The organism is Bacillus sp. MYb209, from assembly GCF_002975175.1.
Classification (GTDB): Bacteria; Bacillota; Bacilli; order Bacillales; family Bacillaceae_G; genus Bacillus_A.
This window is the reverse complement of the sequence record NZ_PCNZ01000002.1, coordinates 558157-570528: the sequence shown is the minus strand read 5'-3', so window position 1 is coordinate 570528 and position 12372 is coordinate 558157. Positions and strand designations below refer to the sequence as shown.

At 35.9% G+C, this 12372-nt stretch carries 11 protein-coding genes; 1 reads left to right on the top strand and 10 read right to left on the bottom strand.

The genetic code is table 11. The features are described from left to right. Positions 1-9: 9 nt before the first annotated feature. From murE to panE, 7 genes are all read right to left on the bottom strand, one after another. Positions 10-1485: a UDP-N-acetylmuramoyl-L-alanyl-D-glutamate--2,6-diaminopimelate ligase gene (murE, locus tag CQZ94_RS06745; protein ID WP_105584731.1), complete on the bottom strand. Its 1476-nt coding sequence runs from the start codon at positions 1483-1485 to the stop codon at positions 10-12. A gap of 210 nt (positions 1486-1695) precedes the next feature. Further along, a complete protein-coding gene (locus CQZ94_RS06740) occupies positions 1696-3612 on the bottom strand; it encodes a stage V sporulation protein D (protein WP_105584730.1) in 1917 nt (638 codons plus the stop codon). 81 nt (positions 3613-3693) lie between these two features. Then, a complete protein-coding gene (locus CQZ94_RS06735) occupies positions 3694-5844 on the bottom strand; it encodes a penicillin-binding protein (protein ID WP_105584729.1) in 2151 nt (716 codons plus the stop codon). A 22-nt stretch (positions 5845-5866) separates the two neighbouring features. Next, positions 5867-6229, bottom strand: a complete 363-nt coding sequence (gene ftsL, locus CQZ94_RS06730) for a cell division protein FtsL (RefSeq protein ID WP_016106033.1) — start codon at positions 6227-6229, stop codon at positions 5867-5869. Between the two features lie 15 nt (positions 6230-6244). After that, positions 6245-7177: a 16S rRNA (cytosine(1402)-N(4))-methyltransferase RsmH gene (rsmH, locus tag CQZ94_RS06725; RefSeq protein WP_002014746.1), complete on the bottom strand. Its 933-nt coding sequence runs from the start codon at positions 7175-7177 to the stop codon at positions 6245-6247. Between the two features lie 366 nt (positions 7178-7543). Continuing rightward, positions 7544-9160 (bottom strand): bacillithiol biosynthesis cysteine-adding enzyme BshC, encoded by a 1617-nt coding sequence (gene bshC, locus CQZ94_RS06720; protein ID WP_105584728.1) that lies wholly within the window; start codon positions 9158-9160, stop codon positions 7544-7546. A gap of 79 nt (positions 9161-9239) precedes the next feature. Continuing rightward, positions 9240-10127, bottom strand: a complete 888-nt coding sequence (panE, locus tag CQZ94_RS06715) for a 2-dehydropantoate 2-reductase (protein WP_105584727.1) — start codon at positions 10125-10127, stop codon at positions 9240-9242. Positions 10128-10422: 295 nt separating this feature from the next. Between panE and CQZ94_RS06710 the strand changes: the two genes are divergently transcribed. Then, positions 10423-10896 (top strand): N-acetyltransferase, encoded by a 474-nt coding sequence (locus CQZ94_RS06710; RefSeq protein WP_105584726.1) that lies wholly within the window; start codon positions 10423-10425, stop codon positions 10894-10896. Positions 10897-10930: 34 nt separating this feature from the next. Here the strand turns inward: CQZ94_RS06710 and CQZ94_RS06705 are convergent, their stop codons facing one another. The 3 genes from CQZ94_RS06705 to CQZ94_RS06695 form a co-directional block, all read right to left on the bottom strand. Further along, positions 10931-11437, bottom strand: coding sequence for an RsfA family transcriptional regulator (locus tag CQZ94_RS06705; protein ID WP_105584725.1), 507 nt, complete (start codon positions 11435-11437; stop codon positions 10931-10933). A 129-nt stretch (positions 11438-11566) separates the two neighbouring features. Continuing rightward, entirely contained in the window at positions 11567-11740 is a 174-nt protein-coding gene (gene rpmF, locus CQZ94_RS06700) for a 50S ribosomal protein L32 (RefSeq protein WP_001984764.1), read from the bottom strand. Positions 11741-11801: 61 nt separating this feature from the next. Further along, positions 11802-12302, bottom strand: coding sequence for a YceD family protein (locus CQZ94_RS06695; RefSeq protein WP_000872151.1), 501 nt, complete (start codon positions 12300-12302; stop codon positions 11802-11804). Between the last annotated feature and the right edge of the window lie 70 nt (positions 12303-12372).

Sequence of the window (12372 nt, the reverse complement as noted above, 5' to 3'; positions counted from 1 at the left end):
CTCATGCTGTTACACTTCGTTGTTTAAACGCTCCGTGATTGCTTCTTTAGCAACTTCACGATCGTCAAAATGATGAACTTCTTTACCAATAATTTGATACGTTTCATGCCCTTTACCAGCAATAATAATAATATCTTCTGCTTTCACTTTCGAGATAGCGGAACGTATCGCTTCTTTTCGATCAACAATTACTTCATAATTATTCCCATTTGCATCATTTACCATATCATCTAAAATAGCCTTCGGATCTTCACTTCTTGGATTATCTGATGTGTAAATTGCATGAGTTGCATATTCGGTTGCAACACTTGCCATTATTGGTCTTTTCGTTCTATCTCTATCTCCACCGCAACCAACGATACAATATACATCACCTTTTGCAAACTGTTTTGCTGTTTTTAGTACGTTCTCTAAGCTATCAGGTGTATGTGCATAGTCAACAATAACTGTGTAATTTTGTCCACCATCAACAACTTCAAAACGTCCAGGAACGCCAGCAAGCTCTTTAATTACATCAATAATTGTTTGTAAGCTCACTCCTGAAACAAGACCTGCTGCTGTAGCAGCTAACACATTGTATACATTAAACTTACCAATTAATTTCATCGTAACATTTACAGTTTCATACGGTGTTACAAGTGTAAATGTTGTACCGCCACTCGTCATTACGATATCTCGTGCCATAATGTCGCTTGCAACATCTATACCGTATGTTACAACAGTAGCTGCTGTACTTCTCATATACTCTTCTGCCACTGGATCATCACTGTTTAATATAGCGTATTTTTCACGATTATGATGATAACTATTGCCAAGCTGTGCAAAAAGCAACCCTTTCGCATGTTTATATTCTTCCATCGTTTTATGATAGTCTAAATGATCTTGTGTTAAATTCGTAAATACTGCAACATCATAATCGCACCCGTGTACACGGCCAAGATCTAAAGCATGAGACGAAACTTCCATTACTGTACTATCCACACCTTGTTCAACCATTTTTGAAAACGTCTGTTGAAGTGTTAGTGCATCTGGTGTTGTATTTTTCACCTCAAATGTTTCATCACCGATTTTCATATTAATCGTTCCAATTAGCCCTGTTTTATGACCATGTGCGCGCATAATTTCATCCATAATATGCGATGTTGTTGTCTTTCCATTTGTACCTGTAATACCGATTAAATGTAACTTGTGTGTTGGTTGGCCATAAAAATAATCAGCTAAAACCGCTAACGAACGAAAAGTATTTTTCACAAGTACAACTGGAACGTCAACATCAATTGGTCTTTCCGCAATAATAGCAGCCGCTCCTTGTGCGGCTGCTTGCTTAGCAAAGTCATGGCTATCAACCGTATATCCTTTCATACATATAAATAAGCTTCCCTCTTTCACTTTACGTGAATCAGCTTCAATAGATGTTATTTCTGGATTTTCTTTTGGAACAACTGGAAAATCATGCAAACATGATACAAGTGTATGCAACTTCATTTCACTAAACCCTCTCTACATTGTTTATTTATCTCTTATTTTAGCAAGTAACACATTACCTCCTAGTTATATAAAAATAGGAGGTAAGTGCTACTATAGTCTAATCAATAGATTTATTTATTAATGAGACACTTATCGTCTCAAATAAAGCAATTTTTCTATAAAGAACTCACTTCCACCAATTGTACCATAAAACACAATCAGTTACCTTTAATTCCCGAAGTAAATTCTAACTTTTGAACCCTCTTTTACTTTAGCTCCTGCTTCTGGTGATTGTTTAATTACTCTCCCACCATCACCACTTATATCAAGCTTCAAGTCTACAAGTTGCGTTTGTAAATCTTTCTTTTTCATACCAATTAAATTCGGAACTTCCACAGTTGGTGTATCGCCCCATTTATATTCTTTCTCAACTTGCTCTTTTCTCGGTTCCACTCCCATTGCAGGAAGTGCGTCACGAAGAATATTCCCAACAATAGGTGCTGCTACAACTCCACCAAATTGAGTGACTCCTTTTGGGTTATCCACTGCCACATAAACAACAATTTGCGGATCGTCGGCTGGAGCAAAACCGATAAATGATACAATATAGTTATTATCCAAATATTTTCCATCTTTCACCTTTTGAGCAGTTCCAGTTTTTCCACCTACACGATATCCATCAATATAAGCCCCTTTACCAGAACCTTTCGCTACAACATTCTCTAATGCGTAACGAACTTTCTCTGAAGTTTCCTTGGAAATAACTTCCCTTTTCGCAACAGGTGTCTTTTTGCTGACAACTTGATTATTCTTCGGATCAATAAATTCCTTCGCTATATATGGCTGATACAAAGTTCCACCATTTACAGCGGCCGCTACAGCTGCTACTTGTTGAATCGGTGTAACAGAAACACCTTGCCCAAATGAAGTCGTCGCTTGCTCGACTGGACCAACTTTATCTAAATTAAATAAAATCCCGCTACCTTCACCTTGTAAGTCAATTCCGGTCTTCTGTCCAAACCCGAAATTGCGAATGTATTTAAACAATCGATCTTTACCAAGACGATCACCGAGTTCAATAAATCCTGGGTTACAAGAGTTTTGAACTACCTCTAAAAACGTTTGGCTACCATGGCCTCCAGCTTTCCAACATCGCAATCTAGCTCCACCGACTTCAGCTGCTCCATCATCATAAAACGTATCTTTCTCTAAGTCTACCAAATTTTCATTCAAGGCTGCAGCTAATGTAATAATCTTAAATGTTGACCCCGGCTCATACGTACTCCATACAGGTAAGTTTCTGTTATATACTTCGGGAGAAACACTTTGGAAATCTGCTGGATCAAAACTTGGCCGACTTGACATACCTAAAATTTCACCATTTTTCGGATTCATTGCAATTGCTATCATACCATCAGGATTATACGTTGATTCCGCAATATTCATTTCTCTTTCCATAATCCTCGTAATGCGTGAATCAATTGTTAATCCTAAATTCAAGCCAGCTTCTGGTTTTTTGAAATCATCTCCAACGTTAGGCATTCTCTGTCCTTTTGCATCTGCAAAAAATCGCACATGACCTTTATCACCATTTAGCTCTTTATCATAATATTTCTCTAGTCCCATAAGCCCTTGATTATCACTGCCCGCAAATCCTAATACGTGTGATAAAAAATTACCGAATGGATAGTACCGGATAGAATCCTCTGCGATGTACACACCCTTTAAACTTAATCCGCGTACTTCTTTCGCTTTGTCATGCGATATTTTCCTTCCGCCTTTATCAAGCCTTACAATCGACTCTTTTTTTGTAATCCGCTTATAAATATCATCTTTTTCCACACCTAATACTGCAGCTAACTTCTCTGCAGTCTCTGCTGGTTTTTCAATTTGCCTCGGCACAACAAAGACGGTCGGTGCACTTTTATTCGTAGCAAGCTCCACACCATTTCGATCTAAAATTTTCCCTCGCTCTGGTTCAAAAGTAATATTACGACTCCATGAATCCTTCGCACGATCCGTTAACATATTTCCAAGAAAAAATTGCACATATCCAAGACGAATATCGATAATGGTGAAAATGAGTATACCCGATATAAGTATAAAAATAAGTCGTTTCCTAACTGTTACATTTGATACACGCATATTGGAACAAGCCTCCCTTACGCCTAGCTTGTTCCAATATATGCTTGTACTTATTTAATTAGAACTTCTTCCCTATTACCATTATGGCTTTTCCGCTTCTTGCTGCGGTTCAAGTGGTGGTACGAGTGTTACACCTAATTCTGTACCAGGTTGCAACAATGTTCCTTCCGCCACACTTTGTTCCGTTACATATCCTGTACCAGAAGGTTTTAAGTTAAGCTTTAATGTTTTTGCTAAATTCATAACATCACGCAGTGCCCATCCCTGTATATTTGGCATTGTAGGTTTATCTCCTACTAAGAAGACTCGATCACCCTTTAATGTTTGTTCAGTTGCCTTCGGCACTTGCTGCTGCACTTTCCCTTCACCTAATACGATTGGACGAAGTTTTGCTTTATCAATTGCTTTCTTCGCTTCATCCATCGTTTTTCCGGTTACATCTGGAACGACAGTTTGTTGCTCTTTCACATATTTCTTCGGATCCTTTATTTCATTTGGCTTAATCTTTAAATACTCTAAACTATTTTTCGTTACATATTTAAAGATATCAGCTAAAGGTTTAGCCCCGTTTTCATCATCTTTTAATTTTGGTTGTTTAACGGCCACATACACAACAAGTTGCGGATCGTCCATCGGTGCCATACCTAAGAATGAGAATATATAATTCTCTCTTCCTGTCATATAGCCACCTTTCCCGTCAGGAATTTGTGCTGTACCTGTTTTACCCCCGACTGAGTACCCATCAACTTTATATGCAGTTCCTGTTCCTTTCGGTGATGTAACAACACGTTCTAGTAATTGCCTTACTTGCGCTGCTGTCTCTTTGGAAACAGGTTTTCCTACTTCTTCTGGTTTATGCTCTAGCTGTACTTTACCTGTTATTGGGTCAACAATTTTATCAATTGTATAAGGTTTCATCATTTTCCCATCATTTGCAATCGCTGTTGCAGCTTGTACAAGTTGAATTGGTGTAACTGTAGAACCTTGTCCAAACGCTGTTGTTACTTGTTGTATTTGTTGATCAAATAAAATTGTATTTGACCCTTCACCAGGTAAATCAATGTTTGTTTTTTCATCTAATCCAAAATTATGAATATATTTTCGGAAACGATCTGGACCAAGTTTTTGATCACCTAAAATTGCAAACGCTACGTTTGAAGAGCGCTCTACCCCTTCATCAAAAGTAATAGAACCCCATCCAGCACCGCCGTTATGATCTTTTATTTTCCGATTACCAACTTGATATGTACCCGACTGATAAAAGTCTTGTCCATTGTATACACCTTCATTAATGGCCGCTGCTAATGTGAAAATCTTCATTGTTGATCCCGGTTCAAATGCATTTGCAATTGCGTCATTGAAGAAATATTTAATTTGACGATCATTAGGGTCATAACTAGGTTTACTAGACATCGCTAATATTTTCCCTGTCTTCGGATCCGCAACAATTCCAATTAAATTTTCTGGTTCATAATGTTTGCTCGCTTCTTTCATTGCGTCTTCTAAATAACTTTGAATACGTTGATCAAGTGTTAAATACACGTTATCTCCATTTTTAGGCGCTTTTACATCCACTTTCCCACCGTCAAGTGATACTCCTTTACGGTCCCCTGTATAAGCTACCTCTCCATTAGAAGCACCTAAATACTTATCCAAACTCTGTTCTAAGCCAAATTGACCTACTGAAATTCCATCTTCATTCGGTTTTGCATGCCCTATGACGTAAGATGCGAAATCACCGTTTGGATAAACTCTCGCATTTTCAGTAATAAAAGAGATTCCCGGCAATTTCAATGCTTCTATTTGTTCTTTCTTTTCTTTCGTCAAGTCCTTACCTAATGTTCCAAATTCCACTTGACTTTTGCCTTCTTTATTTAAAGTAGCTAAAATTTCATCTTCATCTTTTCCGAGTACTCCTGCGATTTTCTTTGCAGTATCCTCTTTATCCTTAACGGCGTTGGCTCCTTTTAACTCGGCTACAAGTTTATAAGAATTTGCATCTTGCGCTAGCACATGGCCATTTTGGTCATAAATTGTTCCTCGATTCGCTTCGAGAACTCCTTTTTTACTATGTTTCTGTTCAGCAAGTTTTTTCAAATCATGATTGTCCACTGTTCCTGTTACTTGTATGTAAAAAAATCGGGCTAATAACAGCAAAAAGAGCAGGAGGAAAAATATCATAAAATAACCTGCTCCCTTATTGGTATGAAATTTGTTCATAGTTCTCTTCATCTTTTCTTCACACCTATTTGCCTTACTTTAGGCCTTTCACATTATTCGCATTAATTTCTAGCCCGTGTTTTTTTGCAACTTCAGCGATACGTTCATAACGACTTAACTTCTCTACTTCAGCCTGCAATTCTTGATTTTCCTTTTGTTTTTTCACAATTTCTTCTTCTATCGTCGCTGCTTCTACATTAACTTGATATAAACCCGCTTTATTCCCAATAAAAGCTACACAGGCATATAATAAAAATCCAATAAACGTTACGTACAATAGCTTTTCAATTCTTGTAATTTTCGTTTTAACTTTTGGCTTAACCATCTGCTGTGGTGGCGTTTGAATTTGTACCTCTTCTTGCGCCTGTTGTTTATACTTTACAGCTAAATTAGTCATACCTCTCTCTCCTTTTTATCGTTTTTCAGCGATTCTCAACTTCGCAGAACGCGCTCGATTATTTTCTTCTAATTCAATGTCAGAAGGTAAAATCGGTTTCCTTGTAATAAGCTTTAATTTCGGCTTAAATTCATCCGGAATAATCGGTAGTCCCTGTGGTAATTGCGGCGTTGTGCTATTTCGCTTAAACGTCGTTTTACAAATACGATCTTCTAAAGAATGGAATGTTATAACACTAACTCTTCCACCAGGCTTGACCATATCAATTGCAGATTCCAACGCTTCTTCAAATACTTTTAATTCATCATTTACAGCAATACGAATCGCTTGGAATACTCGCTTCGCAGGATGTCCACCTGTTCTACGTGCCGGAGCTGGAATACCTTCTTTAATTAATTCCACTAATTCTCCTGTCGTTTCAATAGCCTTATTCTCGCGATAAGCTTCAATTTTCCTTGTTATTTGCTTTGAAAATTTCTCTTCTCCGTATTGGAAGAAAATTCTTACGAGTTGTTCATATGACCAGCTGTTCACAACATCATATGCTGTTAATGGGGCATCTTGATCCATCCGCATATCTAACGGTGCATCATGATGATAACTAAAGCCACGCTCTGGTGTATCTAATTGTGGGGATGAAACACCTAAATCGAATAAAATCCCGTCTACTTCTGTAATACCTAATTCATGTAGTTTTTCAGATAAATAACGGAAGTTGCTCTTCACTGTTACAAATTGTTCACCATAAGAAGAAAATTTTTCCTTCGCATTTTGAATCGCTATTTCATCTTGATCAAATGCTATTAATTTTCCACCATCTGTTAGCTGAGATAATAAATAAGAACTATGTCCTCCTCCACCCAGTGTACAATCTACATATGTACCACTCGGCTTTATATCTAAGCCATCTACTGTTTCTTTCAAAAGTACTGTTACGTGTTTGAACATTGCTGCACCTACTCTTTTTCCAATTAATTATGTTAAATACATTTCTCACTCTACAAACAAAATTTACTACTAGAGGATGAAATGCTACTAAAGAACGACTCATTTAACTTCCAACAAGGTAGCATGCTATACAAATCGCTATTTTATTTTATTATATACTAAATTTTATCATTTTTTGCGGGAATTTAAACAAAAACCTGTCGAAAAAGATAATAATCCGTTTACATTTTGTGCTATTTTGTCATATATATATACCTGATACATAGCGATTCATTACATTAACACAAGATGGATAATTCAGAAATTTTTCACTTCACAGTTAATTCAACGGAATAAAAATAAAATCCTGCTCAAAAGAGCAAGATTTTATAGTTTTATTACATGATGTTTTCCGTCCCACGAAAAAGATTGTTCCATTACTCGATCAACAAAATCAAGACCGAACTGATTTAAATAATAACAGACATTCCACACACGTTCTTGCGGTGCTCCTAATGGACGAAGCGCAAATTGTAAACGGCGGAATTTATTCAGTTGAACCTCATGTTTCTTCTCAACATTTCTTTTCAACATTCTTTCTAACAGTTCAATTTGCTCATTAATTTTCAGTTCATTTTTCCCAGCAAACTCATTTAACCCTGGATCTATTTTTTTCACGAATTGTTGTAATGATGTATGAATATCCATTATTTCTTTTTTCGCTTCTATAAATCGCTCGTCTATCGGTTCCTCTATTTGATTAGAAAGCCAATTGTCACGCAGATTATCTATATTATTTAGAAATGGATCAATTTCTTGCAAATCTAAATCATATAAATCTGTCGCTATATCTCGCTCCATATAAGTAATCGTAAGACGCGGAACGACGGGTGGCATTTGAAAACCGACAGTATGAAACACTTGTTGTAATTCACTCCAATAAGCTAACTCCCCCGGACCGCCAATAAACGCTAACGTAGGAAACACATATTCTTGCATAAGAGGGCGCGTTACAACATTATTACTAAAACGTTCTGGACTTCTTTCCATCTCTTCCATCAATTCTTCATACGAAAATGAATGTACTCCATCTTTTCCAATAAACTTCCCTTGATTCTCTTCAAGCAATACTCGCTCATTATCAATTTCCATAAATATATGCACTGCATTTGTCTTCGTTTCAATAATCGGTTTAAATCCTAATTCCTTAATTACTTCCTGTTGATTATGAAGTCCTACCTGAATTTCTTTATATTTACTTATAATTTGTTGTAAAAACGGTACTTCTAGTTTTCTTAATGCAGGATGATGTGAATCTACAAGAATTAAACCAGAATTTGCGAACATTTTCGTAATAAGGCGTGCAAAGAAATCTACATATGTATGCGATTTACCTAAAGCATCATCAACAAATTGTAATACATCCTTTGTAAAATTCGTTTCCGGATATGTTTTAAAAATCTCTTCGACCCATTTTCTACAGTCTTCAATAGAAAGCTCAGACTCAGAAGCACTTGCCTTTTTCGGATAACGATCATGAAAAATGGTCTTTTTTATTTTTTTATTTTTCGTTACAAATGTATGATTAATTTCATCCATATCATGGTCTTCACCGGCAATCCAAAAGACAGGAACAATCCGAATCCCTAAGCTCTCTTCTTTTTCTTTTGCAAGCTGTAAAATTGAAATGATTTTATGCACTGTATAAAGCGGACCAGTTAATAACCCCGCTTGTTGTCCAGCTATAACAACATATGTATTTTCATCTTCAAGCGCTTTTATATTTTGAATTGTAAATTCTCCCGCTTGCAATTGTGTATTATATTCTAATAAATGCGTTACTAAATCTTGACGGAAAAACTCTCTCTCACGTAAATCATGTAAACGCTGTTTAAAAGCATCCTCTGTTAACAGATAATCAAAACATGACTGTATCTCTTTTTCACCGTTCATATAGTCCGCTACAACACCTTGTAGTGGAACAGAGATTTCTTTTATCTCCATATAATTCTTCCTTTCGTATCCTGTTCTCTCACCAACCCACATTGTAGTCAATGTTTCACGTAAAAGCAAAGAAAAACACTTATAATTCCATTCCTCTTATTGCATTGAACAAAAATCGAAGTGTCGGAACAGATCGTTGTTGTTCCTTAGCTTCTTCTAGTACATATCCAACAATCGCATTAACTTCCGTTTGTCTATTCGCTCTTACGTCCGCTAACATAGATGAAGTATTATGAAATGTTTTTTCACATACTTGGCATACCATTTGCCATACCATTTCCTTATCTTCTTCTTTAATAAGAAATGCAACTTCCTGAAATACTCGCTCCATCATTTGATAAAAAAACGGATTTGAAATTAACTCTCCGTTCTCAACCCGCAATAATGCCGTCAATGGATTAATACATACATTGACTACTAATTTATTACGCATAATCCCCTTCCAATCACCTTCTATCTGAATCGGAAAATAATCAAAAGGAAAACAATTAAATACCTTTTTAAAACAACTAGATTGACCACGCACTACACCAAACTTTGTAACACCTATTCCAGTATGATGAACTGTATGTCCATCCTCTTTTTTTGCACCATGCTCCACAATCCCGACTGCTATACATTCATTTCCTATTTTTTGCATAACGTGAAGATGTGACATTCCATTTTGCAAAAAGATTAATGACGATTCTCCCTGCACAAAAGGTAATATATCAGTTATATGATATTGCTTTACAGCAATAAATGTATAATCTAACTGTTTATCCAGCATACTTTCTATCGGTAAAATAGACGGAAATACCGTTTCACGTTCTCCATTCCTAATACAAGTTACACCCGTTAAGTTTAATTCTTCTGCTTGCTTAGCGTTTCTTGTAAACAACGTAACATCTTGATTGCTTTTTTGTAAATAAAATGTATATAGGAGACCAATAGCTCCCGGTCCAACAATTCCAATTTTCATCTTCACACAAAGAACTCATATTAACAAGTGATATAAGCTCCCTTGCCCTTCCCCCTTTACATCTTATTAAATTACAATTACATAGTTGAGGATTCAATTATCTTTTAACAAATGCAATCTCTTCTTTCACTATGTATATACTACCTATATACATAGTTCTATTCTTATTTTAGCAAATCCTCAAAAAAATAATGAAAGAAATATTCTATCTTCTTCATAAAAATTAAAAAATGAGTTATAATATTATTATAAATATTATAACTTTTCTGCATTCAACAAGATAAGAATAGGATGTGATGTAATGGGATTCCCAAAAGTTGAACGCTTGCTCATCAATTATAAAACATTAGATGAATTTAAAAAATTTAAAGGGTGCGGAGCTCAAGAACTATCCATGTTGGAAGAATTACAAGCAAACATTATTGAAAATGATAGTGAGTCTCCATTTTACGGTATTTATTATGGAGGATCGCTAATCGCACGTATGAGTCTATATATGAAAAGGAACGGTGGAGAACCATTTGAAATTACAGGTACTTACCTAGAACTTTATAAACTTGAAGTATTGCCGACTTTTCAAAAACAAGGATTCGGACAAATGCTTGTTAATTATGCGAAACAACTACAATTCCCAATTAAAACGATAGCACGTATCCAGTCAGCTGGTTTTTGGGATAAATTAAGCTTCCAGCCAGTATCAGTAACTGATGGTGATTTTTATATTTGGCATCCAGAAACAAATTTGAATGCGATTACAAACGAAGAATCTGCATAAGAAATAAAAAAAACAGCTGTTACGCAGCTGTTTTTTATTTCTTTAATTTTTCTAATTCTCCATTCGAGCGAGCACCATTTCTTTCTGCTACCATTACACTTCTTTTTTGATCGATATAATCCAGTAATGTTCTATATTCTTCCTCATATACTGATAATCGCTCCAGAAGACGTTCTTTCTCTGTTTGTAACGATTCAATTTGTTGTTGCAACACCATTAAAGAGCTTTCATCTTTATAATTTCGCAAGAATTCAATAACATCATTCAACGTAATAGATTTTGGCTCTAATACCGTTGTCTCTTTCACTTCATAATTTTCTACCTTACGAAGTTGCTTTGCTTCTTCAATACGTGCTTTATACTGCTTTCTAACGTAAGAATTCCACCTAAATCCACAAGCTGCAGGTGTACGAGACAAATGCCTCCCCACTTCTTTAAAAGCGGAAAGTTGCGTTCCACCTTCACGAATATGCCGGAGTACTACTTCTGCCAGAAGCAAATCTTCATCATCAGTCCAAGCATCTTGTCTTGTTGTCGCCATCTCTCTAGTCCTCCCTATGCATTTTTTATTAAGCATATGCAGTTACTAGAAAAGATAGAATACAACAAATAAAGAATAAGACAAAAAAAAATAAACGTAGAAGATATCTTCTACGTTTATTTTTCGCAATTACTTGCTGATTACTTCTTTACCTTTGTAAGTACCGCATGCTTTACATACACGGTGAGCTAATTTCGCTTCACCACAGCTTGGGCACTCTACCATACCAGGTACTGATAATTTGAAATGCGTACGACGCTTTCTTTTTACTGTTTTAGAAGTTCTTCTAAAAGGTACAGCCATTCTTCCCACCTCCTTAAAAGAAATAGTTATTTTCATATGAAGGCCTAAACCAGTCTTCCGATTATTTGTCAAAAAACTTTGCAAGTCCTGCTAATCTTGGATCAACAGTCTTTTCTTTGTTTTCTTCCGAAATCACTTGCCAGTCTTGACCTTGCATCGGTGCTCCACCAGAAACATCATCACTGAAAATTTGCATTGGAATCTCCAAAAGTATATTTTCCTTGATTACGGGCAGTAAGTCAAGTACTTCTCCTTCTAAACAATGAATTTCAGCTTCTGTTTCAAATTCTTCTTCTGAAGTTTGGAACACCTCAGTTGTTTTAATGTCAAATGGTAATGTCACATCTACTAAAGAGCGAGAACATGGTAAAACCATGCTTCCAGTTATATGTAGATGAAACGTAAACTTACCGGAGCCAAAATCAACTCTTCCTGTTACATGAACAGGATTAATTTCACGAATATCTTTCTCGACCTCTTTTAGCTCACTTACATCTACCATTTCATTTAATGTCAATCCTTTATTTCTCAATTTATTCAATTGATGGATGGACCATTTCATATCATATCACCTCAAGGCAACAAACAAAATTATAGCTAGCCATTTTATATTTGTCAATGTTTTTTCTTTA

Coding starts and splice junctions, on each gene's coding strand:
- rsmH (WP_002014746.1), bottom strand. CDS start 7,177: ATGTTCAAACACGTAACAGTACTTTTGAAAGAAACAGTAGATGGCTTA.
- rpmF (WP_001984764.1), bottom strand. CDS start 11,740: ATGGCTGTACCTTTTAGAAGAACTTCTAAAACAGTAAAAAGAAAGCGT.
- CQZ94_RS06695 (WP_000872151.1), bottom strand. CDS start 12,302: ATGAAATGGTCCATCCATCAATTGAATAAATTGAGAAATAAAGGATTG.
- CQZ94_RS06735 (WP_105584729.1), bottom strand. CDS start 5,844: ATGAAGAGAACTATGAACAAATTTCATACCAATAAGGGAGCAGGTTAT.
- murE (WP_105584731.1), bottom strand. CDS start 1,485: ATGAAGTTGCATACACTTGTATCATGTTTGCATGATTTTCCAGTTGTT.
- CQZ94_RS06705 (WP_105584725.1), bottom strand. CDS start 11,437: ATGGCGACAACAAGACAAGATGCTTGGACTGATGATGAAGATTTGCTT.
- ftsL (WP_016106033.1), bottom strand. CDS start 6,229: ATGACTAATTTAGCTGTAAAGTATAAACAACAGGCGCAAGAAGAGGTA.
- bshC (WP_105584728.1), bottom strand. CDS start 9,160: ATGGAGATAAAAGAAATCTCTGTTCCACTACAAGGTGTTGTAGCGGAC.
- CQZ94_RS06740 (WP_105584730.1), bottom strand. CDS start 3,612: ATGCGTGTATCAAATGTAACAGTTAGGAAACGACTTATTTTTATACTT.
- CQZ94_RS06710 (WP_105584726.1), top strand. CDS start 10,423: ATGGGATTCCCAAAAGTTGAACGCTTGCTCATCAATTATAAAACATTA.